The organism is Mycolicibacterium sp. CBM1 (genome assembly GCF_054073305.1).
Map to the genome: position 1 here is coordinate 109,247 of NZ_JBSXPP010000010.1, position 26,663 is coordinate 135,909.

Consider the following 26,663-nt stretch of genomic DNA (forward strand, 5'->3'; position numbering starts at 1 on the left):
TAGTCAGTGCGACGGGCGGGTCAGGACGGCAGTCGCTGGGCGATGTCGTCGACGGTCCAGATCTGATCGGTTTCGATGGTGGCGACGTCATGCCATCCCCGCAGCAACGAGATCGCACCGCCTTGCACGGCGTACACCCGCCCGGTGACCGGGCACTTGTCGCTGGCGAGGTAGGCGACCAGGGGCGCGATGTTGGCCGGCGAGAACAGGTCGACTTCGCCGTCCTCGGGTTCGGCCATCAACTCGCCCATGCCCGGGGTGGCCAGCGTGAGCCGCGTGCGCGCGACCGGGGCGATGGCGTTGACCCGAACGCCGTAACGCTCCAACTCCTCGGCGGCGATCTGGGTGAGCGCGGCGATGCCGGCCTTGGCCGCGCCGTAGTTGGCCTGGCCCGCGTTGGGCAGTGTGACGCCGGAACCCGACGCGGTGTTGATGACCGCTGCCTGCGGCTGCTCGCCGGCCTTGGACTGGTTCTTCCAGTACTCGGCGGCGTGCCGCAGCATTGCGAAGTGGCCCTTGAGATGCACGGCGATGACCGCGTCCCACTGCTGCTCGGCCATTCCCGCAATGAACGCGTCGCGCAGAATACCGGCGTTGTTCACCAGCACGTCGAGCCGCCCGAACTCGTCGACCGTCTGGCGGATGACGGAGGCCGCCCCGTCCCAGTCGGCGATGTTGGCGGTGTTGGCCACGGCACGGCCGCCGGCGGCAACGATCTCGGCGGCGACCTCGTGTGCCGGTCCGGTGTCAGTGCCGTCGCCGGTGTTGCTGCCGCCCAGGTCATTGACGACGACCGCCGCGCCTTCCCTGGCGAAGAGCAGTGCGTGTTCGCGTCCGATACCGCGACCGGCGCCGGTGATGACGGCGACCCGTCCTTCCAAGATGCCCATCGTTTTCTCCTGTGTTGTCAGTCGGCTATTTCGGCGAGTCCGTCGGTGATGACGAAGTCCTCGCCACGCGCGGTCTCGAATGCGTACGTGGTGACGCCGCCACCTGAGTGCGACCGCCAGATCCGGGTCTCGAGGTCGTCGCCGGGCAGCACCATCTTCGAGAAGCGCACGGCGAATCGCTTGAGCCGGGCCACATCCGAGCCGGCCACCTCGGTGAGCACCGCCCACGATGTGAAGGCCATGGTGCACAGTCCGTGCGCGATGATGCCCGGCAGACCGGCGTCCTTGGCGACCTCCTCGTCGAGGTGGATCGGCATGGGATCCCCCGAGGCCGGGGCGTAACGGAACGTCTGGTCGACGTCGATGTGCTGGGCCACCTTGGCCAGGGGCGCCTCGGCGCGCAAGCGCTCATCGAACTTGTGCGACGGCGCCAGTGCACCGATCTTCTTGCCGGCGTCGAATCCCCGAACGAAGCAGGTGACGTACTGCTCGTTGACCAATTCGCCGCTGTCGGTTCGGCATTCGAGCAGGATCGCGGCGCGGGTGCCGTTCTCGAGTCCTTCGTAGCCGATCATCTTCCCACGCGAGACCAGGGTGTCACCGGGACGGATCGGACGGTGGAAGAAGAAATCCTGCTCACCGTGGACTACCCGCGGCACCAACTCGACCGGCAGCACGTCGACAGTGGGCATCATCATGGCCTCGAAGACCGGGACGATGGCGAACACCGGTGGGGCGACGTCTCCGGCTCGATGCGCCGGGATCGGATCATTGGTGGCCTCCGCGTATTGCGCAATCCGCTCGCGGGTGGCCTCGAAGCGATCGTCTTCGGTCCAGCGGTCGAGTCCGCCGTCGTCGAAGGCTAGGTCGTCGGTCATGACTCAGACCGCCGCCGACGCCAGCTCTTCGAGCTTGGCAAGGGTCTTCTCGAGCTGCCGGGCGCCGTCCTTCTCGACGGCTTTGGCCAGGGCCCCCTTCACCAGAGCGCCCTCGAAGTCGCCGCTCACGGTGAATCGGGAACCGGTCGCGATCGGCTCGATGACGAAGGTGAAGTCTGCCTTGACTCCGGCCATGCCCGTGCCACCGAGCGAGAGGGTGCGGGGCGCCTCCACCGAGCGCACGGTCCACTCGATCTTGTTGGCCATGTTGAGCATCACGAGTTTGGCCGTCAGCCTCGCCCCGGACGTCAGCGTCGCCGGCGGCTCCTCGAGCCAGCGGTCGTGCACGGTGAACCACTGATCCCACGTCTGCGGGTCGGCGATGATGGCCCAGAGAGCCTCCGGGCTGGCCGACAGATCGCGGGTCGCTTCGATGTGTCCCATGGTGGTAAGTCCCTTCTTCTGAGTGGAATTCAGCGCTCGGCGCGCTGGTATGCGGTCACGACGGCCGCGCCGCCGAGGCCGATGTTGTGCTGCAGGGCTGCGGTGACACCCGGCACCTGACGCTTGTCCGCGGTGCCGCGCAGCTGCCAGGTCAGTTCGGCGCACTGGGCCAGACCGGTGGCCCCCAGCGGATGTCCCTTGGAGATGAGTCCGCCGGAGGGGTTGACCACCCACCGTCCGCCGTAGGTGGTGTCACCGGCGTCGATCAGCTTGGGCGCCTCACCTTGTCCGCACAGCCCCAGCGCTTCGTAGAGCAGAAGTTCGTTGGCGCTGAAGCAGTCATGCAGTTCGATCACCTGGAAGTCATCGGGTCCCAGGCCGGACTCGTCGTAAACCCGCCGTGCCGCTTCGACATTCATGTGATAGCCGATCAGCGCTTTGCAGGTTCCGTCGAAACTGTTGGCAAAGTCGGTGGTCATCGCCTGACCCACGATCTCGACGGCCTGGTCGGCCAATCCGTGGAGTTCGACGAACGCTTCCGAGGCCAGGATCGCCGCGCCGGATCCGTCCGACGTGGGCGAGCACTGCAGTTTGGTCAGCGGGTCGTAGATCATCGGCGCCGCCATGATGTCGTCGAGGGTGTACTCGTCCTGGAACTGCGCGTAGGGATTGTTCACCGAGTGCTTGTGGTTCTTGTAGCCGATCTTGGCGAAATGTTCCGCGGTGGAGCCATATTCCTTCATATGCTCGCGCCCGGCGGCGCCGAACATCCACGGAGCCGGGGGGAAGAGCACCTCGGAGATCTCGGCAAGGGCCAGGAAGTGTTTCTCCATCGGCTGGGCTCGGTCGTCGAACGTCGAGCCCAATGATCCCGGCTGCATCTTCTCGAAGCCGAGTGCGAGTGTGCACTCGGCCAGACCACCCCGAATCGCCTGGGCGGCAAGGTAGAGAGCCGTCGACCCTGTCGAGCAGTTGTTGTTGACGTTGACGACGGGAATGCCCGTCATCCCCAACTCGTAGACGGCACGCTGACCCGAGGTGGACTCACCGTAGACGTACCCGACGAAGGCTTGATCGACGTCGCTGAAGAGGATGCCGGCGTCGGTGAGCGCCCTGGTGCCGGACTCCCGGGCCATGTCGGGGTAATCCCAGCCTTCGCGGCGACCCGGCTTCTCGAACTTGGTCATTCCCACGCCGATCACGAACACTCTGTTCGCCATCACTTCTCCTCTCCCGGCATCGCAGTCGAACTCCGCGACGCGACTCCAAGAAACATACCGACCAGAACGTATCTTTGCAAGGGGCTCAGGCAGTGTCGTTCACGGCGTTCGCCAACAGGGGCGCCAGCTGGGCGCCGGCCCGCTCCCAGCGGCGGCGGACCTGTGCGACTTCGCGATCCGCGAAGCTCGCGATCAAGATGCCGCGCAGGACGTCCATGGCGGTGTAGATGGCGTTGCGCAGCCCCTGTCGGGCGCCGCAGCCGGGTACGAGTTCGGCTACCGCGGCTACCACCGCCTGGTTGACCAGCCGTTCCACCCGCGCGACGTGGCCGGCCAGCACGTCATCCGTTAGCGCCGCGCCCCACAGCTCCATGGTGGCGACGAACATTTCGCCTTGGTGGGTATCCCAAAGGAAGCCAAGAACATCCACACATACGTCGCCGCTGCCACCGAATCGGCGACAGGTCAGCAGCGCCGCCTTGATGCGCTGCTCGGCGAGATGCTCGACAGCGGCCGCGACGAGATCGACTTTCGACCGGAAGTGATGCACCTGTCCCCCGCGCGTCACTCCGGCCAACTCCGCGATCCGGTGCGTGGTGGTGCCCGCATAGCCGTAGGCGACCAGGCACTCGATGGTGGCGTCGAGCAATCGGCCACGCGTCAGGGCGGTGCGCTCGGACTGAGTTCTGCGCCCCGGCTCCATCCGCAGGAGGGTACCTGCATTCCAACCTGTATGTAAGAATCCTGGGAATTAACCTCGAATGAACCTGTAATCAGTCAGAACCGTTGGAAGCCAAGGCTTCTGACAGCATCTTGGCCAGATGCACCGCTGCACGATCCCAGCGCCGGCGCGCCTGCGTGACGTCCCGGTCGACGAATCCCACAACCAGGATCCCGCGAAGCGCGTCCATCGCCGTGAACAACGCGTTGCGAACCTGTTTGCGCGCAGCGTGATCCGGCAGAAGCTGGGCCAGCGCCGTGATCAGGGTGCTGTTGACCATGGGCTCGACCCGCGCCACCTCGGTGGCCAAGACGTCGTCGGTGCGGGCCGCGACCCACAGTTCGATCGTGGCGACGAACATGTCCCCCTGGTGGGAGTCCCACAGGAATTCCAGGACAGCGGCCACCGGATCGCGGTCGTTCCACACACCGCTGTTCTGCCGGATCGCGGCCTGGATTCGCTGCTGCGCCAAGTATTCGACCGCCGCGACGACAAGATCTTCCTTCGAGCGGAAGTGGTGCACCTGGGCCCCACGCGTCACACCCGCGATTTCTGCGATTCTCGGCGTGGTCGTACCCGCATAGCCGTAGGTGACCAGGCATTCGATCGTGGCGTTGAGCAACCGGGTACGCATCGCGGCGGTGCGTTCGGCCTGCGTCCGACGCGCACCCACGCTCACCACAGCCATTGCCGCCTTACGACACTACTACTACGACTACATCAGAATCGTTGCTTGCCGGACATAGTAGCGATGGACGGCGGCCACGGCGCCATGGCGTGCCGTTGTGAACGTATTCGGCCCCGCGACGGCGGTTGGGCGATCACGCCGTCGGCGTGCCCATGACCGAATCGTTGCCGTTCATCGACGACTCAATCGTGCCCTTGATGGTCTGCTGATTGGTGATCACGACGTTGTCGGCAGTCAACCAGCCGATCGTGTTGCCGCTCGCGTCGGTCACGGTGATGTTGGCGTTGTACGTGATCGATGTCAGGGTGGCGTTCGCAGTGGTCGATTCCGTCCCGTTGAGAATGTATCCAGAGCTGTCCTCGAAGTTGTTGTACGTGACCGTCGTCGTGGTGAGTTTGCCGTTCTTGGTTGTCGCGACCTGTGCGTCACCACCGACGAGTCCGGCACGGCCCGGTTCCAATGACGGCAGTTTCGGCACGAATGAGGACAGGCCAGTGGCCCAGCCCGACAAGTCCGGGGTCGAGGTGTCGGTGGGCGTGGTACCGCCGCCGGTGTCGTTCAAATAGGTCACCACCAAACGACTCTCAGTCGGGTCGGTCGCCGACGCCTCCCAGAACGTCACGGCGTCACCACTGGGACTCCAACTCGCGACCGGACGGGAGACATAGGCACCGCTCGGATCACCCAGGAACGTCCCGTCCTCGCCGGCCAGCTCGTCGGCCGGAGAAACCAACCACGCCTGGTTGGTGGTGCCCTGGTTCGTCAGGAAGGTCGGGAAGATGACGTAGGCCGGCACGAACGTCGGCCGCACGATCTGGCTCATCGGCGTGAGCAGATTGAGCGTCCGCGAGCTGCCGAGGACCAACCACTGCCCGTTCGGGGACAGATTGGCGCTCTCGTCGTAGTCGAGATTGGCGGTCAGCCGGGTGACCGTTCCGTCCTGCAGATCGACCATGACATCGTCGGCGTTGCCCTGGTTGTAGCGACCGTAGAAATCGGTGACGATCACAGCCTTGCCATCGGGTGTGAAGCTTTTGATCTCACCGCCGTCGTAGACCACCCGGGAATCGACGATGTCGTAACTGCCGTCGTTCTTCTGCAGCGTGCCGACCATCGTCACCAAGACCGTCTGGGTGCCGGAGGCCAGCAACTGCGTGTAGGCGATGTGGGTACCGTCGGGCGCAATGCGCATCTCCCGGGTCTGCACCGCGGACACCCCCGGTGCGAACTGTGTCGGCACGTTGATCAGCGACAACGTGGAGCCATCGCCGCACCCGTCGCCACCATCGGCGCAGTGCAGGATGTAGTGGTCGGCAGACGAGCCTCCGGTCGAGGATTGGGTGCCGCCGCTGAGCAGGTAATCCGTCCCGTTCTCCATGGCGAACGGTTTCGCCAGGTTGCCGGTCACCTCGGGTGCGAGCCCACACGTGAGGCACTGGAGATCAGAACCGTCGACATTGACCCGGTAGATCTCCGACCGCGCACCGCCCTGCGGCGTTGCGCTGAACACCAGCGACTGACCGTCCGGAGTGAAGTCGGGCATCCGCGGATTCTCGACGTCACTCGGTAGCGCAACGACATAACGCGCCGGGGTGACCGGGACGGTGACGGCCTGCGTCGTGGTGCCGAACCCGTCGTTGGCCATCACGACGAAGTTATCGGTGAGCGGCGTCTCGCCATCGGCAGCCAGCCGGGCGTCCTGCGTGGGGGTGTAGACGAAAGTTCCCGAGTTGCTCACCACCACTGAACCCTGCGTCGGACCGGAGATCACCGTGTACGTCAGCGGCAGATCGCCCGGTGCCCTGAAGCCGAGATCACCGCTCACCGCACCGGTACGAACATCGGGCATTCCTATCGTCGGGCCGTCCGCATGGGGCGCGGGATGGAACGCGATCTCGATGACATTGACGACGGTGTCGACCACCGTTCGCACCAACACCGCGGCGGCGTGCACCGTCGACCGAACGACGGTGCCGACAAACCGCACCGAGGCGGCCACTGCCTCTTCAATCTGCCTGATGAGGGCCTGCAGCGCCGGCACAACGGGAGCAAGCGACCCGCTGGTTGTGACCGCCATGGCCGCCCCGGGCTGCGGTGACGAAAGGACGCCGGCGACCGGCGTGGGGAGGGCCGCAGCCGAAAGCCGCGGGGATCTTGCGACCCTCTCGACGTCGCGAGCAGTAACGGTCAGCACGTCGGCCGATCCGGCCGGCAAGGCGGGTGCCGGTAGGCCCCTCCCCAAGACGGCGGCAACCCGCGGAGCCGGCTTGGCATGGACGATCGTCGCGGCTGCTGACCGCAAAACTGCCGGTGCCTCAACATGATTCGAGTTGGAGGCGCCGACTCGCGAGGTCGGAGTCGCGGGCTTGCCCGCGGTGACATCACCGCCGGGAGGGCGGCGCTTGGTCGACGCCGTCGAGTGTTTGACCCCGTTGCCGGCGGCTGCTCCCCCGGCAGCGGCCGAGCCCGTCGAATCCGCGTGCGCGATTCCGCCTCCACAGGCCAGTGCCGCACCCATCCCCAGCGTCAACGCGCCAAGCCCCAACCATCCGTACGGTCGGATGCGGCCCCGTCGACCGCCCTTCGCGCCAGCAGATTCAGGCGAGGTCGCTGGGGGCGGAGTCCGCCGATCGCCGCGGGACCCTGCTGCTCGGTTCCTCGAGGACGGGCTGTTCTCCACTGGATGCATCGCTATTCCTCCCACTTACCACATTTACAAACCATCGTGCATGTTTGTTTGAAAGTAATGTAGGTCACGGTGATGGTCAAGGCCTCAGCGGGTCACATCGCTTGCCGGCAGCGATCCACCGCCGGATTGCCCGGCGGATCACGCCACCTGGCCAGACACTCCCCCCAGCCCCGAGCTGGCCCGGTGCGCCGCTTCAATGGCGCCGCCCCACAACCGGAGGCGACGCCGCCCTTGATAGCCGGATAGGCGGGAGCCTCCTCTGGAAAAACCAACAACCGTGAATGCATGTGAGCACCCCTTGGACCCGGAACGAGACGATGCGTTGCGTTGAACGCCAGGCCACGCCGCAGCGGCAGCCGCTTGCGACATATGCACCTTTATGCATATATTTCCGGCATGGGTTCTGGACACGACCACAGTCATGGTGGCGACGCACGGGTGAGCCGGATGCTCATCGCGGCGGCGATCCTGACCGTCTTCTTCATCGTCGAGCTGACCACCGCGCTGATGATCGGATCGATCGCGCTGCTGGCCGACGCCGGCCATATGCTCACCGACCTCGTCGCGATGTTCATGGGCCTCACCGCGGTGCTGCTGGCCCGCCACGGACCGGCGTCGGCGTCGCGCACCTACGGCTGGCATCGCGCCGAGGTCTTCACCGCGGTGGCCAACGCCGTGCTACTGATCGGCGTCGCGGCGTTCGTCCTTTACGAGGCGATGGAACGGCTCGGCGATGCCCCGGAGATCCCCGGCGTCCCACTGATCGTCGTCGCCATCGCCGGCCTGGTCGCCAACGCGGCGGTGGTGCTGCTGCTGCGCTCACAGTCCGAACAGAGCCTGGCCGTCAAGGGCGCCTACATGGAGGTGGTGGCCGACACCGTCGGCAGCATCGGCGTACTGATCGCCGGCATCGTGACGGTCACGACGCGCTGGCCGTACGCCGACGTGGTGGTCGCGGTGTTCGTGGCCCTGTGGGTGCTGCCCAGGGCGTTCGCGCTGGCCCGGGCCGCGCTGCGGATCCTGTCGGAGTCCTCGCCGCAGCACATCGATGTGGACGAACTGCGTACGGCACTGGCCGCTGTCGACGGCGTCACCGAAGTGCACGACCTGCATGTGTGGACGCTCGTGCCGGGCAAGGACATGGTCACGGCACACTTAACCAGTAGCGGGGACGCTGCCCGCGTGCTCGACGAGGCGCGTGCGCTGCTGTCGGCTCGCGGTCTCGACCACGCAACCGTGCAGGTCGAGCCGCCCGGTTGCGCGGACGGTTGCGCCGACCACACCGATTGGTGAGCTGATTGGCCACCGGGGCGCGCTGGCCGCTGGGGTTGCGCGCGGCGATCAGCACCGCCATCCCCGTCTCTGCGGGTTGGGCCGCCGGCGCGGTGGGCGCGGGGCTGATCGCCAGCCTGGGCGCGTTCACCTCCCGCTTCGGCGGGGACCGGCCGTATGCCAACCGCGGCATCGAACTGGCGACGGTGGCGGTGTCACTCGCCGCGGCGGTGGCCCTTGGTGACTGGTCGGCGCAGCTGCCGTGGGCCGGCATCGCGATGGTGTCGGTGATAGCGGTTGCGGCGGTGTGGCTGTGCAACGCGCTGACCGTGGGCCCGCCCGGCGCGTACGTATTCGTGGTGGCGTGCGCCGCGGGCGTCGGGGTGTCCGGCGCCCACCTTGCGCCGTGGACAGTCGGCCTGCTGGTGCTCGGCGGCGGCGTGGTGGCGTGGCTGGTGCAGATGTCCGGCGCGCTGATCGACTTCCGGGGGCCCGAACGGGCCGCGGTCGCCGCCGCGGCCGAGGCGGTGGCCGCCTATGTGGAGACGGCGCTGGCGACGGCGAACTCACCGCAGGAGCGCGCGGCTCGCCACGGTGCCGCCACCGCCCTGCACCGCTCCTGGCGAGTCCTGGTCAACTACCAGCCGCTGGCCGCACCACCCACCAGCGTCCTGCACCGGCTGCGTGGCGCCAACCACGCCCTGCACATCCTGTTCACCCAGGCCGTCGAGGCGGCGGCAGGCGGCGGCTCCCCCGCGGCGGGGGCCGCCGACCAGGCGCGCGGGCTCGGCCGCCTGGATGTGGCGCCGGAGTCCATCGCGACCAGACCCGTCGACCGGATCCCGTTGGGCAGCCCGCCGCTGGTCAGTGTGCTGCGCCGAGCCGTGAGCCCGGGATCGCACGTCCGCCACGTCATGGCTCGGGTGGCCGTCGGGGTTCCGCTGGCCGGCGCGGTCGCGATGTGGTTGGGCGTCGACCATGCCTACTGGGCGATGGCGGCCGCCGTGCTGGTGCTGCACCAGGGCACCGATCGCGCCCGCACCCTGCGCCGCGGCGGCGAGCGGCTGCTGGGCACGTGGGTGGGCCTCGGACTGGCCGGGGCCATCCTGCTGCTGCACCCGCACGGCTTGTGGCTGGCACCGCTGCTGGCCGCCCTGCAGTTCGTCATCGAGCTGTTGGTGGTCCGAAACTATGCGCTGGCAACGGTTTTCATCACTGCCGCAGCGCTGACCATCGCGCAGGGCACCCACGCCGTAGACATCGGCGCGCTGCTGCTGGCCCGCGGCGCCGACACGCTGATCGGCTGTGCGGTCGGTGTGGCGGTCTATCTCCTCGCGGTGCGTTTCCAGGAGTCGGCTCGGCTCACCGACGCGATCGGACGCACCCTCGAGGCCGCGGCGCGGGTGCTGCCGCACGTGGCCGCCGGCGACACCACCGCGCTATCGGCCCGCGCCGCCCGCCGAGACCTACAGATCGCGGCAATCGCCCTGACCGAATCCGACGAAGCGGCGCAGGCCGGATCGCCTCGCCACCGCGCGGTCGCTCAGCGCTTGCTGCCGGCGGTCGCAGCCACCGAGCAGCTCGCCTACCGCACGATCGCGGCATGCTGGACCATCGAGCATCGCGCCGACGGCGCCGAGTTCGTGCAGTCGCTGTTCGGCGGCCGACCCGCCGACGCCGACGTCACGCAGCTCGAGGCACTGGCCGCCGCGGTGCGCTCCGGGTCGGCGCCGCCGGATGGTGATGACGGGCCGCCGTTCCTCGCCGATCAGATCAGCGAGTTGAGACAAGCACTGGCACTGGGGCCGCCGCTCGAGCGCTGAGGCACCGACGCCGCGGTCAGGCCAGACCCAGCTGGGCCCGGGCCGCCGGGTCACAGTCGTCGAGCAGGTCCAGGCAGCGGGCGAACTCCTCGGTCTCGCCGATGGTGTCGGCAGCGCGCGCCAGCGCCGCGACGCAGCGCAGGAATCCGCGGTTCGGCTCGTGGTGGTAGGGCACCGGACCGAAGCCCTTCCAGCCGTTGCGCCGCAGCTGGTCCAGGCCGCGGTGGTAGCCGGTCCGGGCGTAGGCGTAGGCGGTGATCGCCTTGTCGTCGTCGAGCGCCTCCTCGGCCAGGCACGCCCACGCCACCGAGGCCGACGGGTGGGCGGCGGCCACGATCGCCGACTTCTCCCCGGCCTCCAATTCGGCTTCCGCCTCAGGGTCACCGGGCAGGAGCACGGGCGGCGGCCCGAGGAGATCACCAAACGACGTCATGTGTCCTATTGTGCCGTGGCGCCGACAGCCATTGGTCGGACCCAGCAGTTAGGGTCAATAACACCAGCGCGTGAGAGGACCGCAGCACCCCATGTCGAACCCATCCGGGCCCGACCACGACGGCGCGACCGACGCCGTCGTTCCCGACGCGACCGACCCTGTCGCCCCCGACGGTGACGAGCCGCCGACCCACGAGGCCGGTGAGACCACCGAGGTGATCGGGACCGGCGACGCACAGCCCGAACGTCGCTATACCGCACCGGGTTTCGATGCGGGGTCGACCCAGATCATCGACCGCACACCGGAGCCGCAGACCGAGATCATCTCGACTCCGACGGAGGTCTTCCCGGCTTCGGCACCACGCACCGGGCCGCAAGCCATCCCACCCCGCGCACCCGCGACCCGACGGCGCAGCTGGGCGCTGGTCATCGCAGTCATCGCGGTCATCGCCGCGGTGGCCGCCGTTGCCATCCTGATCACCATCCTGTTGACCCGCGGCGACAGCACCAAAGCCTCGCAGGAGGACATGGTGCGCTCGACGATCCAGAGCTTCGACACCGCGGTGCAGAGTGGCGATCTGGCCACCCTGCGCGGTATCACCTGCGGACAAACCCGGGACAGCTATGTCACCTACGACGATCAGGCCTGGTCGCAGACGCACGCCCGGGTGGCCGCCGCCGGGCAGTACCCGGTGGTCGCCAGCATCGACGAGGTCGTCGTCAACGGCGACCACGCCGAGGCCAACGTCACCTCGTTCATGGCGTTCGACCCGGCCACCCGCTCCACCCGCAGCTTCGATCTGCAGTTCCGCGACAACCAGTGGAAGATCTGCCAGGCCACCTGAGCGATTCGGCGCGCTGACCGCCGCTGGGCGAGCGACAGCGCGCCGAATTCCCTAGCCGGCTGAGACGCTGCGGCCCGCGCTGTGCAGGTCGTTGCACGCCTCGACGACGCGCTCGGCCATGCCGGCCTCGGCCTTCTTGAAGTAGCTGCGCGGGTCGTAGACCTTCTTGTTGCCGACCTCGCCATCCACCTTCAGCACGCCGTCGTAGTTGGAGAACATGTGCCCGACGATGGGCCGGGTGAACGCGTACTGCGTATCGGTGTCGACGTTCATCTTCACCACGCCGTACTTCAGCGAGTCCTCGATCTCGGACTTCAGCGAACCCGAACCGCCGTGGAACACGAAGTCGAAGGGCTTCGAGCCGGCGGGCAGGCCGAGCTTGACCGCCGCGACCTTCTGGCCCTCGGCCAGCACCTCGGGCTTGAGCACGACATTGCCCGGCTTGTAGACGCCGTGCACGTTGCCGAACGTCGCGGCCAGCAGATACTTGCCGTGCTCGCCGGCACCCAGGGCTTCGATCGTCTTCTCGAAGTCCTCGGGGCTGGTGTAGAGCTTCTCGTTGATCTCGGCCTCGACACCGTCCTCTTCACCGCCGACGACGCCAATCTCGATCTCCAGGATGATCTTGGCGGCCGCGGCCTGCTTGAGCAGCTCCTGAGCAATCGAGAGGTTCTCGTCGATCGGCACGGCCGAGCCGTCCCACATATGCGACTGGAACAGCGGGTTCTGCCCCTTGGCTACCCGGTCGGCGGAGATGGCCAGCAGCGGACGGACGTAGGTGTCGAGCTTGTCTTTAGGGCAGTGGTCGGTGTGCAGGGCGACGGTGATCGGATACTTCGCGGCCACCACGTGGGCGAACTCGGCCAGCGCCACCGCACCGGTGACCATGTCCTTGACCCCCAGGCCGGAGCCGAACTCCGCCCCTCCGGTGGAGAACTGGATGATGCCGTCACTGCCGGCGTCGGCGAAGCCCTTGATCGCGGCGTTGATGCTCTCCGAGCCGACGCAGTTGATCGCCGGGAAGGCGAAGGAATGCTCCTTGGCCCGGCCGAGCATCTCGGCATAGACCTCCGGCGTGGCGATGGGCATAGCAGTTCCTCTCGGCTGATCTCCGGTTGTCTGCAGAAGTATCTCAAAGAGCGGCGGCCGCGGCGCCGCCAACGGGGGCAAGACCGGGACAGGTATGGTCGGGCCTCATGACGAGCACGACCCTTGCGCTCATGCCGGATTTCCTGGATCCGGTGACGCTCATCGGGCATTTTGGCACCTGGGCCCTGCTCGGACTGCTTCTGGTGGTGTTCATCGAATCCGGTGTGCTCTTCCCCGTCCTGCCCGGCGACACCCTGCTGTTCGTCGCGGGCATGCTCGCGGCGGGAACCGCCACCGCCAAGGACGGCACGGCGAACTTCACGCTGTGGCAGCTGCTGGTCTTCATCCCGATCGCCGCCGTCCTCGGTAGCCAAGTGGGCTATGTCGTCGGCCGGTTCATCGGCACCTCGATGTTCAAACCGAACGCGCGCTTCCTCAAGCAGCGCTATCTGGACGAGGCGCACGTCTTCTTCGAACAGCGCGGGCCGTTCGCAATCGTGCTGGCGCGGTTCGTCCCGATCGTGCGAACGCTGGCCCCGATCGCGGCGGGCGCGGCCCGGATGAGCTACCCGACTTTCACGCTGTTCAACGTCATCGGTGCCGTTGCCTGGGGAATGGGCCTGCCACTGCTCGGCTACGGGCTGGGTCAGTTCGAGATCATCCAGAAGCTGCTGGAGCCGATCTTCATCCTCATCGCGGTCGCCTCGATCAGCCCGATGCTCATCGAGTGGTACAAGCGCCGCAAGAACGCCCGCGCCGGCAGTGACACCGCGGTCGACACGACGGCGCCCCGGGCGACACCGGAGCCGACCGAATAATTCCCTCCCAGCTGCGACCCCAAGCCGACTCCCAGGCGACGCCCAGCGTTTCTCACAGCCGCGCCCGATAGCTTGCGCTGACCACGGGAAAGGGCACAGCGTTGATGAAGATTCTCCTCAGCACAGTCGCAGCTTCGGCGGCCATCGGGGTGGCAGGACTGTTCGGCGGTGTCGCCGTTGCCTCTGCCACCACCAGCCCGACGACGACCTTCGCCGTCCAGGACGGCGACAGCGGCTACGACGGCGCGGCCATCGACTCCGACGGCACCCAGGGCAGCTTCAAATCGGCCATGGACGGCAGCGAGGCGGGTCCGATCTTGGTCGCGACCCCGCAGGACAAGGCCGTTCCCTGAGCTGACCGGTCGGCCCCCGGCGGACGCCGCTGATCACGGGCGTCGCGGTCAAGCCGAAGCCGCCTGCTGGCTGACCGGGCGGAAGCCGCCGGCGACAGCGGTGATGGTGTCACCGGGGGTGAACGCGATCTGGGCGTAGCCGTGCTCGTCGGTCGTGGTGGTCACCGAACCCACGGTCACGGTTGCGCCGCGGACGGGCCTGGGATAGCCGTCCTCGGCCACAGTTGCGGTCACTCGCACCCTGTTGTCGAACGACGAGATCGCAAGTTGGGGCGGCTCGATGACCGGGAAATCGGTCTGGGTAGGAACGCCGCTGTACACGACCCCGTTGATCTCGGAGGTAACCGAGCCGGTGAACGCATTCGCCTTGCCGGCCTTGATGCTGCCCTTCAGATAGCCGGTACGTTCGCCCGTGCTGGTGAGGTCGGCGCTCCAGGTCGCATTCCCGATCGGGTTGACGACCGTCACCGCCTCGGTGCCGTTGATGAAGGTCTTGCCGTCGTCGGAGTAATTCTCGTAGGTCACCGAATACGAACCGCCGGCGAAAGCTCCGCTGTAATGCAGGGTGGCCGTTCCCGAATACTGTCCTTTGAGCACTCGCGACGAAACCTGGCGACCCATCATCGGGTTGTACTCCTCGACCGGCACCGACCACGTTGCGATCGCCTCGGGGTCTTGGTGCACCGGCGCCAGCGGGGTCGTCGCTTCCCGGGTCGGAAAGCTGATGATGCTGAATCGCCAGGGGGTGTCGGGCGCGCCCGGGGTCACCGTGTCCGGACGCTGCTGCTCGTTGATCAGAGCGCGGGTGGAATCCGGGAACCAACTCCAGCCGCGGATGGTCCAATCGGGGTCGATGATGATCGGCTGACCCGAGTAGCCACCCAGCTGCTGGCCGTCATCGAGGTTCATCACCCACGGCTCGTTCATCGCGCGCCGGTTGTTCCACAGGCTCACACGCCCCATCTGAGGGAACGCAGCGACATCGAGGAGTGACGGCCGCTGAAGCGCAGTAAAGACGTCCATCCGGTCGGCTCCGCGCGCCGAGCTGAAGTAGACCGATCGGCCGTCCGGTGAGACGTCGCCGGATTCGTTGTAGTCGAGGTCGGTGGTGATCTGGCGCCGCTCACCGGTAGCGGTGTCCAACAGGTAGAAGTCGTAGTTCAGCCCGGTGGTGGTGGTCTGGTATTTCAGATACCGGCCACCGGCATGCCAACTCGCGCCCTCGTAGAAGCGGGTGGCGTTGACGAAGTCCTGGGCGTACTCGGCGTCTTCGTCCCACTGTGGGCTGAAGATCCGCTGGTCGAGGAGCTGGTATCCGCTATCGGTGGCAACCAGCGTGGCGATGCTCATCCGTGGGCCGGTCACCGGCGTGTTCTCGGTCCACGTCACGTACTCGCCGAACGGATCGGGTTTGGCCTCTCGGTTCTGGGTGGTTGCGGCCATCGGGCCTCGGTCCGAAGGGAACTCGACACTCTTGACGGTGGGGTTCGCACACGAGGAGATCGACCCTTCGCACTCCAGAATCGAGTAGCCGATCAAACCGGCTCCCCCCAGTGGGTCATCGGCGGATTGCTGCCCGGAGGTACTGGCGAACCAGATCCTCCGATTGTCCTCGAGGGCAATCGCTTTGGCGGCATTGGTAACCAGACCACACGAAATACACTGGTAGTCACCACCATCGAGGTTGCTCACCGCGATCTGTGTCTTCCCGCCGATGTTCACCTCCAGCAGTATGTGGTCGCCGTCCGGCGTGAGGTCCGCACCGGTGACGACCACACCGTCGGGAACGTCGAACTCGATCACCTTCTCCACCTTGAACGTCTCCAAAGGGGACGACGGTGATGCGTCCGGCAGGGGCGTGACACCCAGGGCGATCCGGGCCCTCGGAGTGCCCCGATCCGGTGAGAACAGGTAGGACAGCAGGTGGAACCGGCCGTCGCTGACCCGCACGGTGAACATGTCAGTCCCGCCGAACTGTGCGAAGAGCTCGGTGGGCGTGAATGTGAAATCGCCTGTGGCTTGGTCGATTTCCACGGATCCGTACTTCGGGTTGGTGACGAGGGTGTAGGTCAGGCGGTCACGGTCGGGATCGACCGCCCCGATGTTGCCGGTGATGACGCCGTTGCTCATGTCTTCGGAGTTCAGGCTGGCGTTGTAACGAACGGCGGGCGGGCGGTTGAAGAACGTGCGCCGGATCCAGGTGAACGGAGTCCAATCCAGCGCCAGCCGCGTGGGCTGCAACGGCACCGCTGCGCGGACCGGTGTGCGAGCAACGGCGTCGGCCGCCGCCGCGACGGGTGCCGCTGCGTTCACCACCGGCGCCGATACATCCGATGGAGCGATCGCCTGAGACTGCGGCACAGCGATGGGGGCCCGCAGCCTTTGCACCCCCGTCCGGCGCGCCGCCGAGGACGAGCTGCCCGATTGGCCAGTCGCCGACGCGGCCGGCACACGGTGGTCAGTACCCGCCACCGAGGGGCGGCGGCTGCCCGCAATGCCGGCACGCGCAGACGGCCGAGGCGCCTTTGCTTCATGGTGATTCGACGCAGCAACGGACTTTCCCGCGTCCGCGTCACCCACCTCGGCGGACGCGACTGCGTGTCCGGTGGCGACGGCCGTGATGACGTAGGCGGCGACTGCGAGTCCGCCCACCTGCGCCGCCCGCGCGCCGATCGACGCCATGTTCGTCGCCTGGTTCGTGCCCCGCGAGCCCGTGGTCGAGTCGCTTGCCGCAGGGGCGGCGTGGCGTCCGGGAGAAAAGGGGTTGGCCATTGCGGTGCATCCAATCGTGACGGGCGGAATCCCTCCGCCGGGTATGGCTTGGGTCACGTCAATGGGATGATGTGACCTGTGCCGCATTAACATACCTTCAGGTATGTATCTCGTCAACGGGTGCCTCGCTACCCCCTACAGTCCCGCCAGCACGGCGAACAGGTCGCGCAGTCCCGCCACCGAATGCGCAGGCAGCACCGCGTCACAGTACGGAAGTGCGGCGGTCATAGCCCCGGCGAGTGGCTCGAATCCCGGCGCCGCGGCCCGTGGGTTGAGCCAGATCAGCGATGCAGCCCGGCGTCGTAGCCGTGCGAGCGCATGATCGACGAGCTCGGGCGGGTCACTGTCCCAGCCGTCGGAGGCGATGATCACCACTGCACCGCGCAGTGTGCTGCCGTGCGGTGGCCCCAGCAGCGCGGTCAGCGAGCGACCCACGTGGGTACCCCCGAAGCGGTCGCTCACCTTGGCGTTGGCCCGAGCCAGCGCGGTGTGCGGACAACGGTGTGCCAGCACAGCCGTCAGTCGGGTCAGCGTGGTGGCGAAGGCGAACACCTCGGGGTTAAAACCGGCCCGGCGCAACGCCGTTGCCCTCATCAGATGCAGATAGACGGCCGCGTAGGGCTGCATCGAGCGGCTGACGTCGCACACCAGGACCAGCGGCCGCGGCCGGCGACGGGGTCTGGTCCTGACCAGTTCCACCGGTTCCCACCCGGTCGTGCGGGAGGCACGCATGGTGGCGCGCAGGTCGACTCGCTTGCCGTGTCGGTCGGCCTGGGCGCGCATACTGCGCCGCGTCGGCCACAGCGCGACGGTCTGCTCCAGCCAGGTGCCGATCTGGCGCAAATCACTGTCTTCGAACGTCTCGAACGGCTCCTGAGCGCGGGCGACGATCCGGCTGGGCAGCAGGTCCGGGAGCGCGGGGGCATCCGATGTGGTGTCGGCTGCCCGCAGGGACGGTGGCCGCGTGGACCAGGGCAGTCCCTCGGCCTGCGGGCCACTCTCGGCCCGCCGGCCGCTCGCCGCGACCGGACTGGCGGCCTTACCACGCTGAGCCCGCACGGCCACCGGATCGACCGGCAGCACGGCGTCGGCGAACACCGCCTCGAAGACGGCGTCGAACGCCGGCAGATCCTCCACGCGGTTGACCAGAGTGAGTCGGGCCGCCCAATACAGCTGGGTCCGCGACGTCGGCACCAGGCTGCGCATGGCGGCCACGAAGCTCGACGGGCCGCTGGCGGCCGCGGCGACACCGCCGGCGCGCAGGCGGGCGACCAGCGCCGCCGCGAAGGCGGCGAGGTCGACTCCGCGCAGCAGCGCCGCGGCGGTCACTCGGTGTGCCGGCGGCGGAAGACCAGGATCAGGATCAGCAACACCAGGGCCGCGGCAGCCACCCCGGCGTACTTGGTCACCGACGTGCCGCCGGCCAACTGCAGCAGGTCGATCGGTTCGGGCTCGGCAGCCGGCGCGATTGGCGGGGTAGCAGCGGTGGTCGCAGGCGCACCGAGCGCATCGGCGCCTGGCGTCGCGGGGGGCGCCGCGACAGCCTCCGCGAGCGGTTCCTTGCCCGCGGCCAGTTTGGCCTCCAGCGCGTCGACGAACTGCCCGAGCAGCTTCTCCGACACCTGCTGAAGCATGCTGCTACCGAACTGCGCGAGCTTCCCGACGATCTTCAGGTCGGTGTCGACGCTGACCCGAGTCCGTTCGCCGTCCTCGTGCAGCTGCAGGCTCACCACGGCGGCGGCGTTGCCGGTCCCGCGCGCTTCCTTGCCCCGGCCGTCGATGAGGGCCCGGTGCTGCTGATCGTCGCGCTCGAGGAAGTGCGCCTTACCGTTGAACTCACTGGTGACCGGCCCGACCTTCACCTTGACCTTGCCGACGTAGTCGTCGCCGTCGCGACCGGTGAGCTGGGCACCCGGCATCAACGGGACCACCTGCTCCATGTCGGTCAGCACGGCCCATGCCGTGTCGATCGGGACGCTGACGGTGAACTCGTTGGCGATCTTCATGGGCTCTCCTAGGTGGTGGCCAGTTCCGTACAGAAATCAGTGAACGCGTCGCGCAACCCTGTGCTGTCGTCAGGGGTCTTGGCCAGTGCACTCAAGCTTGCCAGGGCCGCCGGGTCGACGAGGTCCCCGACTCCGAGAGTGACCAAAGCGGCTACCCAGTCGATGGTCTCGGCCACACCGGGCGGCTTGTCGAGGTCAAGTTCCCGCGCCCGACCGACGAACTGGGTGGCGTGCTCGATCAACGCGGCGGTGGCACCCGGTACTGTTCGCCGCACGATCGCGGCAGCGCGGGCCGGCTGGGGGTAGTCGATCCAGTGGTAGAGGCAGCGTCGCCGCAGCGCGTCATGCAGGTCGCGGCTGCGGTTCGAGGTCAGCACTGTCACCGGCGGCTGTTGCGCGGTGAACGTACCCAGTTCCGGGACGGTCACCGAGGATTCGCCGAGAAATTCCAGCAGCAGGGCCTCGAATTCGTCGTCGGCGCGGTCGATCTCATCGATCAGCAGCACCGGGGGGTTCGGACCGCGATGGCGTACGCAGGCCAGGATCGGCCGGTCGACCAGATAGGCCTCGCCGTAGAGATCCGATTCGTCGATCGCCGCGCCGCGGCTCTCGGCAAGCCGGATGGCCAGCAGCTGCCGCTGATAGTTCCAGTCGTAGAGGGCCTCGGCGGCGGTCAGACCCTCGTAGCACTGCAGCCGGATCAACGATGTACCCGTCACGGCGGCCAGGGTCTTGGCGGCAGAGGTTTTGCCCACTCCGGGTTCGCCCTCGAGCAGCAACGGGCGCCGCAGCGTCGCGGCCAGATAGAACGCCGAGGCCGTCCCGGTGTCGAGCAGGTGCCCGTGGTCGTCGAACCGGCGTACCACGTCGTCGACGTCGGCGAACGTCACGTCGCCGCCGCAAAGCCACTGCGGCACCCGGGGCAGCAGAACCAGTAGTCGCGACCACCGGTGCGCAGGTGCGGGGTGTCGGGGCCGATGGTGACCGTCATGCCGCAGACCGGGTCCACCGCCGTCCCGGCCGGCGCAGGAAGGTCCATCCGCGAGCCCACGGGAACTGCACCGCAGCGGATTCCGGAGATCAGCTCCGCTGCGATCGACACCGCGATCTCGCCGGGAGTCTTGGCCCCGATCGACAGTCCGACCGGGCTGTGCACCCGCGCGCGTTCACCATCGGTGAGGCCGACAGCGTCGAGCACCGCGCCACCGCGCGTCCGACTGGCCACCAGCCCGACGTAGCCGACGCCGGCGTCCAGCGCGGCACGGATCCTCTCGGCTTCCTCGCCGCCGTGGGTGGCGATCACAACGGCGGTCGCGCCGCCGAAATCCGACGATGCGTCGCCGCGGACGTCGTAGCCCAACACGTCGCACACCCGAGCCAGTTCATGGGCGATGGGCGTACCGCCGCAGATACAGACCAGTGGAGCCGGAAACTGCGGGGCCAGAAAGATTTCCAGCGCACCTCCGGACAGGCACGGGTTTACGACCACGCTGGCACCCGCGGCGTCGGGAAAGTGGACGTCGCCGTCGGGCAGCACCCGCAACAGCACGCTCTCCCCGGCCTGCAGCGCGCCGAGAGCGGCCTTGCGCACCGAGTTCTGGGCACACTGCCCGCCGACGAAACCTTCGATCGTGCCGTCGGCGAGCAGCAGCGCCTCATCCCCGGCGCGCGCCGACGTGGGCGGCTGGGCACGCACCACGGTCGCGTGGACGAACGATCTTCGTTCGTACAGAAGTTGTTTGGCCCGCTCGGCGATCGTCATGTCGGCTCAGATCGGCGGGGTGGGGTTTCCCTGCATGGCCTCCCACACCCGCGAAGGAGTCAACGGCATGTCGGCGTGCCGGACACCGAATGGTGCCAGCGCGTCGACCACGGCATTGACGACCGCCGGTGGCGAGCCCACCGTCGCAGACTCCCCCACGCCCTTGGCACCGATCGGATGGTGCGGCGACGGTGTCACCGTATGTCCGGTCTCCAGATGTGGCACCTCTACCGCGGTGGGGATGAGGTAGTCCATCAGCGATCCGCCCAGACAGTTGCCCTCCTCATCGAAGGCGATCATCTCCATCAACGCCATACCGATGCCGTCGACGATGCCGCCGTGCACCTGTCCCTCGATGATCATCGGGTTGATCCGAGTGCCGCAGTCGTCGACCGCGAGGAACCGGCGCACCTTGACCACCGCGGTTCCGGGGTCGATGTCGACGACGCAGAAGTAGGCGCCATAGGGGTAGGTGAGGTTCTCCGGGTTGTAGCAGACTTCGGCGTCCAGGCCGCCTTCGATGCCGTCGGGCAGGTCTCCGGCGCCGTGTGCCCGCATCGCGATATCGGAGATCGTGACCGACGCCGACGGGTCGCCCTTGATGTGGAACGAACCCTTCTCCCACTCCAGGTCGGCCACCGAAGCCTCCAACATGCCGGAGGCGATGATCTTCGCCTTGTCGCGAATCTTGCGCGACACCAACGCCGCGGCCGCTCCCGACACCGGGGTCGACCGGCTGCCGTAGGTGCCGAGCCCGAACGGCGTCTGGTCGGTATCACCGTGGACCACGTCGATGTCGTCGGGCGGGATACCGAGCTCCTCGGCGACGATCTGGGCGAACGTCGTCTCGTGACCCTGCCCCTGAGTTTGCACCGAAAGCCGAAGAACCGCTTTGCCGGTCGGGTGGATGCGCAGTTCACAACCGTCAGCCATGCCCAGACCGAGGATGTCCATGTCCTTGCGCGGGCCCGCGCCGACGGCCTCGGTGAAGAACGACATGCCGATGCCCATCAGTTCACCGCGCTTGCGCTTCTCGGCCTGTTCTTCGCGCAGTTGCTGGTAGCCGATTATCTCCATGGCCAGCCGCATCGTGGCCTCGTAGTCGCCAGAGTCGTACACCCAGCCGGTCTTGCTCTTGTACGGGAACTGGTCGGCGCGCAGCAGATTCTGCAACCGCAGCGCGGCGGGGTCCCGCTCGAGCTCGTGGGCGAGGCAGTCGACCAGCCGCTCGACGAAATACACCGCCTCGGTGATCCGGAACGAGCAGGCGTAGGCCACCCCACCGGGTGCCTTGTTGGTGTAGACCGCCGTCATGTGGCAGTAGGCGGCCTCGATGTCATAGCTTCCGGTGAACACACCGAAGAAGCCGGCCGGGTACTTCACCGGCGCGGCAACACCATTGAAGGCGCCGTGGTCGGCGAGCACCGTGGAGCGGATCGCCAGGATCTTGCCCTCGTTGGTGGCGGCGATCTCGCCGACCATGATGTAGTCGCGGGCGAACCCGGTGGAGGTCAGGTTCTCGCTGCGGTCCTCCATCCACTTCACCGGCTTGCCCAGTAGCAGCGAACCGACGATGGCGCAGACGTAACCGGGGTAGATCGGCACCTTGTTGCCGAACCCGCCGCCGATGTCGGGCGCGATGATGCGGATCTTGTGTTCGGGCAGGCCCGCCACCAGGGCGTACAGGGTGCGGTGGGCGTGCGGTGCCTGGGTGGTCGACCACAGCGTGAGCTTCCCCGTCACAGGGTCCAGGTCGGCGACGGCGCCACAGGTCTCCATCGGCGCCGGATGCACGCGCGGATAGACCATTTCCTGTTTGACGACGACGTCGGCGCGGGCGAACACCGCCTCGGTGGCGGCGGCGTCACCGGTCTCCCAGTCGAAGCAGTGATTGTCGGTCTTGCCGTCCAGGTCGGTACGGATCACCGGGGCCGACGGGTCGAGTGCGGTGCGGACATCGATCACCGGATCCAACGGTTCGTAGTCGACGTCGATGAGCTCCAACGCATCCCGCGCCGAATACCGGTCTTCGGCGACGACGAACGCCACCTCCTGGCCCTGGAACCGCACCTTGTCGGTGGCCAGGACGGCCTGCACATCGTTGGAGAGGGTGGGCATCCACGCCAGCCCCTTCTCGGCGAGGTCCGCACCGGTGACGACGGCCTTGACCTTGGGGTGGGCTTGGGCGGCGGTGGTGTCGATCCCCTTGATCGTCGCGTGGGCGTACGGCGAGCGCAGGATCGCCAGGTGCAGCATGCCGGGCAGTTGCACGTCGTCGACGTAGTTGCCGCGGCCGCGGATGAATCGCGGGTCCTCCTTGCGGAGCATCCGGCCGTAGCCGCAGGGCTTCTGGTCGTTATCCGCGGTGTCCTCCGGTGACAGCGGCCGGGATTCGACGGTAGTCACGCCTGGACCTCCTGGTTGGCATGAGCGGCGGCCCACTGGATGGAGCGCACGATCGTGGTGTAGCCGGTACAGCGGCAGATCTGCCCGGAGATGGCCTCACGAATCTCGTCCTCGGTGGGGTCGGGATTCTCGTCGAGAAGTGCCCGCGCGGTGATCATCATGCCCGGGGTGCAGAACCCGCACTGAAGTCCGTGGCATTGCATGAACCCCTCCTGCACCGGGTCCAGCCGCGCACCGTCGGCCAGTCCCTCCACGGTGCGGACGTCGTGGCCCGCGGCCATCGCCGCGAGCATGGTGCATGACTTGACCGGGGCGCCGTCCACCGCGACCACACATGTCCCGCAGTTGGATGTGTCACAGCCCCAATGGGTTCCGGTGAGACGGAGCTGATCGCGCAGGAAGTGCACCAGCAGCGTGCGGGGCTCGACTTCGGCGCTGACCTGTTCGCCGTTGACGGTCATGGTGACGTGCATCAGTTGCTCCTCACCCGCTCGACGGCGGTGCGCAGGGTCCGGATGGTGAGTTCGCCGGCCAGGTGCCGCTTGTAGTCGGCCGTGCCGCGTTGATCGGTGACCGGTTCGCAGGCCCGGGCGGCCAACCGGCCGGCCTCGGCGAAGGTGTCTTCGGTGGCCGGTGCGCCGGCCAGCACCGCACTGACGGCCGCGAGACCGTCGCGGTCGGCATTGACCGCGGTCAGACCGACTCGGCCGGCGGCGATCCGGTCACCGTCGAGGGCCACCGCGGCACCCGCTGCGGTCACCGCCCAATCCCCGACTCTGCGCTCCACCTTGAGGTAAGCACTTGAACTGTTGGGCCGCAACGGGATTCGAACCTCGATGAGCATCTCGTTGTGCGCCAGTGCAGTCTCGTACGGCCCGAGGATGAATTCGTCGATGGCGATCTCCCGCTGACCCGCGGGCCCGCGGGCCACCACAACCGCACCCAGGATCTCGCACACCGTCGAGAGGTCCTCGGCGGGATCGGCCTGGCACAGCGACCCGCCGACCGTGCCGCGATTGCGCACCACGGGATCGGCGATCACCCGCTCGGCGTCGGCGAAGATCGGGCACACCGCGGCCAGGTCGGAGTTGGCCAAGACCTCCCGGTGTCGGGTCATCGCGCCGAGCCGGATCTGCGCCGGCTCCCGCACCACGTAGCCGAGTTCACCGGCCAAGTCGTTGATGTCGATGAGGTACTCGGGGTTGGCGATGCGCAGCTTCATCATCGGCAGCAGACTGTGGCCGCCGGCGACAATGAAGGCCCCTTCACCCAGTCTGTCCAGCAGGCCCACGGCGTGGTCCACACTGGTGGCGCGTTCGTATTCGAAGGGGCCGGGTACTTGCATGTGACAGACCTCACATCGGTAGCGGGGAGGTCAGTCTCCGCCCGTCGCTTCCGAGTCGTCAATGGCGAGTTAAGCGATCGCTTAACTCCCCTGGCACAGCCGGGTTAGCGTCGTGGTCGTGGTGGATCGGACCTTCGACGTCCGACAGTGGGCGGCCCCGGCCGCCCCAACGGCGGGCGATGATCTCCGCGGCGATGGACACCGCGGTCTCCTCCGGCGTGCGCGCACCGAGGTCCAGCCCGATCGGGCTGGCCAAGCGGCTGAGTTCGGCCTCGGCCAGTCCCGCCTCGCGCAGCCGGGCCAGCCGGTCGTCGTGGGTGCGCCGAGAGCCCATCGCCCCGACGTATCCGACGTCGAGGCGCAGCGCCACTTCGAGCAGCGGGACGTCGAACTTGGCGTCGTGGGTGAGCACGCAGATCACCGTGCGGGCGTCGACCGCACCGGCCTCGGCCTGCGCTGCCAGGTATCGGTGCGGCCAGTCGACCACCACCTCGTCGGCGGTGGGGAAGCGGGCCGGCGTTGCGAACACGCCGCGGGCGTCGCACACCGTGACGCGGTACCCCAGGAAACTCCCCTGTTGGGCCACTGCTGCCGCGAAGTCGATGGCGCCGAACACCAGCATCCGCGGCCGAGGTGCGTAACTGTTGACGAACACCTCCATACCAGCACCGCGCCGCTGCCCGTCGGGGCCGAGGGTGAGCACCTCACTGCGACCCGCAGCGAGCAGCCCGCGCGCGTCGTCGGTCACGGCGGCATCGGCGCGCTGCGATCCCAACGAGCCCTCCACCAGGTCGGGCCCGATGACGAGCCGGCGGCCGACCCAGGACGGGTCGGGATGGCTGATGACAGTGGCGACGGCCACCGGACGGTGGCCGATGACGGCGTCGACGACCCGATCCAGGTGCGGAAAGGTCTGCGGCGACACCGATTCGACGAAGATGTCCAGGACGCCGCCGCAGGTGAGCCCGACTGCGAAGGCGTCGTCATCGCTCACCCCGTAGCGTTCCAGCCTCGGCACACCGGTCTGGATCACCTCGACGGCAGACTCGTACACGGCGCCCTCGACGCATCCGCCCGAAACCGATCCGCTGACCGCCCCGTCGGGCGCGACCACCATGGCCGCGCCGGGTTGCCGCGGGGCCGAGGCGAAGGTACGCACGACGGTGCCCACTGCGGCTGTTCCGCCGGCCCGCCAGATCGCGGCCAGTTCGGCCAGGACGTCCTGCACGCCTTCCAACGTAGGCTGATTTCGTGACTCCGGCGCAACTTCGGGCCTTCTCGGCGGTGGTCCGGCTGGGTTCGGTACGGGCCGCCGCCGAGGAACTCGGCGTCTCCGACGCCGGGATCTCGATGCACGTAGCCCAGCTGCGCAAGGAACTCGACGATCCGTTGTTCAGCCGCACCGCGGCCGGGCTGGCGTTCACGCCGGGCGGGCTGCGGCTGGCCAGCCGGGCCATCGAGATCCTGGGCCTGCAGCAGCAGACTGCGATCGAGGTGACCGAGGCGGCGCACGGCCGGCGGTTGCTGCGAATCGCCGCGTCGAGCGCGTTCGCCGAGCACGCCGCACCCGGTCTGATCGAGTTGTTCTCCTCGCGAGCCGACGATCTGTCGGTGGAGTTGAGCGTGCACCCGACGAGCCGCTTCCGCGACCTGATCGAATCGCGGGCCGTCGACATCGCGCTGGGCCCGGCCGCCGCCGATCCGGGGACCGTGATCACCGTGCGGCCGTTCCTGAAGTACCAGATCATCACCGTGGCCTCGCCCGGCAGTCCGCTGCTCACCGGCACTCCCGGGCCCGCCCTGCTCCGCGAGCAGCAATGGATGATGGGGCCTTCGGCGGGCAGCGTCGACGGCGAAATCGGCACTCTGTTGCGAACATTGGCGATCCCGGAGGCCAATCAGCGGATATTCCAGAGCGACGCGGCCGCACTGGAAGAAGTCCAGCGGGTCGGCGGAGTGTCACTCGCGGTCGGATTCGCCGTCGGTAAGGACCTCTCCACGGGACGACTGGTCCACGTCAAGGGCAACGCCCTTGCGCTATCCGGCGAGTGGTGCGCCTCGACCCTGCCCGCCGCGGCGCGCCAGCCGGCGGTGACCGAGTTGCTCAACTTCATCACCACGCCGCGCTGCACCCAGGCGATGATCCGCGGGACGGGCGTCGGCGTGACCCGGTTCCGACCGAAAGTCCATGTGACGCTGTGGAGCTGACG

24 protein-coding genes are annotated in these 26,663 nt (G+C 67.7%); 6 read left to right on the forward strand and 18 right to left on the reverse strand.

Annotation, left to right across the window (positions count from 1 at the left end; all coding sequences use genetic code 11):
• Positions 1 to 20: 20 nt before the first annotated feature.
• From ACXDF8_RS15070 to ACXDF8_RS15100, 7 genes are all read right to left on the reverse strand, one after another.
• Positions 21 to 890: an SDR family oxidoreductase gene (locus tag ACXDF8_RS15070; RefSeq protein WP_457224071.1), complete on the reverse strand. Its 870-nt coding sequence runs from the start codon at positions 888 to 890 to the stop codon at positions 21 to 23.
• Between the two features lie 17 nt (positions 891 to 907).
• A complete protein-coding gene (locus ACXDF8_RS15075; protein ID WP_457224072.1) occupies positions 908 to 1,768 on the reverse strand; it encodes a MaoC/PaaZ C-terminal domain-containing protein in 861 nt (286 codons plus the stop codon).
• A 3-nt stretch (positions 1,769 to 1,771) separates the two neighbouring features.
• Entirely contained in the window at positions 1,772 to 2,212 is a 441-nt protein-coding gene (locus tag ACXDF8_RS15080; RefSeq protein WP_457224073.1) for a type II toxin-antitoxin system Rv0910 family toxin, read from the reverse strand.
• Between the two features lie 29 nt (positions 2,213 to 2,241).
• A complete protein-coding gene (locus ACXDF8_RS15085; RefSeq protein WP_457224074.1) occupies positions 2,242 to 3,432 on the reverse strand; it encodes a lipid-transfer protein in 1,191 nt (396 codons plus the stop codon).
• An 85-nt stretch (positions 3,433 to 3,517) separates the two neighbouring features.
• Positions 3,518 to 4,135, reverse strand: a complete 618-nt coding sequence (locus ACXDF8_RS15090; protein WP_457224075.1) for a TetR/AcrR family transcriptional regulator — start codon at positions 4,133 to 4,135, stop codon at positions 3,518 to 3,520.
• Between the two features lie 70 nt (positions 4,136 to 4,205).
• Complete coding sequence (locus ACXDF8_RS15095; protein WP_457224076.1) at positions 4,206 to 4,841, reverse strand: TetR/AcrR family transcriptional regulator; 636 nt, start codon at positions 4,839 to 4,841, stop codon at positions 4,206 to 4,208.
• A 133-nt stretch (positions 4,842 to 4,974) separates the two neighbouring features.
• Complete coding sequence (locus ACXDF8_RS15100) at positions 4,975 to 6,918, reverse strand: Ig-like domain-containing protein (RefSeq protein WP_457224077.1); 1,944 nt, start codon at positions 6,916 to 6,918, stop codon at positions 4,975 to 4,977.
• A 1,008-nt stretch (positions 6,919 to 7,926) separates the two neighbouring features.
• Between ACXDF8_RS15100 and ACXDF8_RS15105 the strand changes: the two genes are divergently transcribed.
• On the forward strand, positions 7,927 to 8,823 hold the full coding sequence (locus tag ACXDF8_RS15105; RefSeq protein WP_457224078.1) for a cation diffusion facilitator family transporter: 897 nt from the start codon (positions 7,927 to 7,929) through the stop codon (positions 8,821 to 8,823).
• A gap of 5 nt (positions 8,824 to 8,828) precedes the next feature.
• Positions 8,829 to 10,625, forward strand: coding sequence for an FUSC family protein (locus ACXDF8_RS15110; RefSeq protein ID WP_457224079.1), 1,797 nt, complete (start codon positions 8,829 to 8,831; stop codon positions 10,623 to 10,625).
• Positions 10,626 to 10,641: 16 nt separating this feature from the next.
• Here the strand turns inward: ACXDF8_RS15110 and ACXDF8_RS15115 are convergent, their stop codons facing one another.
• The gene (locus ACXDF8_RS15115; RefSeq protein WP_457224080.1) at positions 10,642 to 11,058 is read right to left on the reverse strand and encodes a DUF3151 domain-containing protein; all 417 of its coding nucleotides are present in this window, start codon (positions 11,056 to 11,058) and stop codon (positions 10,642 to 10,644) included.
• 91 nt (positions 11,059 to 11,149) lie between these two features.
• Here ACXDF8_RS15115 and ACXDF8_RS15120 point away from each other — a divergent pair, with 91 nt between their 5' ends.
• Positions 11,150 to 11,902: an Rv0361 family membrane protein gene (locus ACXDF8_RS15120; protein WP_457224081.1), complete on the forward strand. Its 753-nt coding sequence runs from the start codon at positions 11,150 to 11,152 to the stop codon at positions 11,900 to 11,902.
• Between the two features lie 51 nt (positions 11,903 to 11,953).
• Here ACXDF8_RS15120 and fbaA read toward each other — a convergent pair whose 3' ends face one another.
• The gene (gene fbaA, locus ACXDF8_RS15125) at positions 11,954 to 12,991 is read right to left on the reverse strand and encodes a class II fructose-bisphosphate aldolase (RefSeq protein ID WP_457224082.1); all 1,038 of its coding nucleotides are present in this window, start codon (positions 12,989 to 12,991) and stop codon (positions 11,954 to 11,956) included.
• A gap of 107 nt (positions 12,992 to 13,098) precedes the next feature.
• Between fbaA and ACXDF8_RS15130 the strand changes: the two genes are divergently transcribed.
• Together ACXDF8_RS15130 and ACXDF8_RS15135 are read left to right on the forward strand one after the other, a co-directional pair.
• Positions 13,099 to 13,809, forward strand: coding sequence for a DedA family protein (locus ACXDF8_RS15130; protein WP_457224083.1), 711 nt, complete (start codon positions 13,099 to 13,101; stop codon positions 13,807 to 13,809).
• Positions 13,810 to 13,913: 104 nt separating this feature from the next.
• Positions 13,914 to 14,162, forward strand: coding sequence for a hypothetical protein (locus ACXDF8_RS15135; RefSeq protein WP_457224084.1), 249 nt, complete (start codon positions 13,914 to 13,916; stop codon positions 14,160 to 14,162).
• Between the two features lie 48 nt (positions 14,163 to 14,210).
• Here the strand turns inward: ACXDF8_RS15135 and ACXDF8_RS15140 are convergent, their stop codons facing one another.
• The 9 genes from ACXDF8_RS15140 to ACXDF8_RS15180 form a co-directional block, all read right to left on the reverse strand.
• Positions 14,211 to 16,844, reverse strand: a complete 2,634-nt coding sequence (locus ACXDF8_RS15140; RefSeq protein ID WP_457224085.1) for an Ig-like domain-containing protein — start codon at positions 16,842 to 16,844, stop codon at positions 14,211 to 14,213.
• Positions 16,845 to 17,069: 225 nt separating this feature from the next.
• Entirely contained in the window at positions 17,070 to 18,263 is a 1,194-nt protein-coding gene (locus ACXDF8_RS15145) for a vWA domain-containing protein (RefSeq protein ID WP_457224086.1), read from the reverse strand.
• Entirely contained in the window at positions 18,260 to 18,940 is a 681-nt protein-coding gene (locus ACXDF8_RS15150) for an SRPBCC family protein (protein ID WP_457224087.1), read from the reverse strand. The genes ACXDF8_RS15145 and ACXDF8_RS15150 overlap by 4 nt, the downstream gene beginning before the upstream one ends.
• An 8-nt stretch (positions 18,941 to 18,948) precedes the next feature.
• A complete protein-coding gene (locus tag ACXDF8_RS15155) occupies positions 18,949 to 19,830 on the reverse strand; it encodes an AAA family ATPase (RefSeq protein ID WP_457224167.1) in 882 nt (293 codons plus the stop codon).
• Positions 19,827 to 20,702, reverse strand: coding sequence for an XdhC family protein (locus ACXDF8_RS15160; protein WP_457224088.1), 876 nt, complete (start codon positions 20,700 to 20,702; stop codon positions 19,827 to 19,829). Before ACXDF8_RS15160 ends, ACXDF8_RS15155 begins: the two co-directional genes overlap by 4 nt.
• 6 nt (positions 20,703 to 20,708) lie before the next feature.
• Positions 20,709 to 23,108 carry an aerobic carbon-monoxide dehydrogenase large subunit gene (locus ACXDF8_RS15165; RefSeq protein WP_457224089.1) on the reverse strand — a complete coding sequence of 800 codons (2,400 nt, stop codon included), beginning with the start codon at positions 23,106 to 23,108 and terminating at the stop codon, positions 20,709 to 20,711.
• Positions 23,105 to 23,581, reverse strand: a complete 477-nt coding sequence (locus ACXDF8_RS15170) for a (2Fe-2S)-binding protein (RefSeq protein WP_457224090.1) — start codon at positions 23,579 to 23,581, stop codon at positions 23,105 to 23,107. The genes ACXDF8_RS15165 and ACXDF8_RS15170 overlap by 4 nt, the downstream gene beginning before the upstream one ends.
• A complete protein-coding gene (locus ACXDF8_RS15175; protein ID WP_457224091.1) occupies positions 23,581 to 24,453 on the reverse strand; it encodes an FAD binding domain-containing protein in 873 nt (290 codons plus the stop codon). Before ACXDF8_RS15175 ends, ACXDF8_RS15170 begins: the two co-directional genes overlap by 1 nt.
• A gap of 58 nt (positions 24,454 to 24,511) precedes the next feature.
• Positions 24,512 to 25,681, reverse strand: coding sequence for an XdhC family protein (locus ACXDF8_RS15180; protein WP_457224092.1), 1,170 nt, complete (start codon positions 25,679 to 25,681; stop codon positions 24,512 to 24,514).
• Between the two features lie 23 nt (positions 25,682 to 25,704).
• Here ACXDF8_RS15180 and ACXDF8_RS15185 point away from each other — a divergent pair, with 23 nt between their 5' ends.
• On the forward strand, positions 25,705 to 26,661 hold the full coding sequence (locus ACXDF8_RS15185; RefSeq protein WP_457224093.1) for a LysR family transcriptional regulator: 957 nt from the start codon (positions 25,705 to 25,707) through the stop codon (positions 26,659 to 26,661).
• The last annotated feature ends 2 nt before the right edge of the window (positions 26,662 to 26,663 follow it).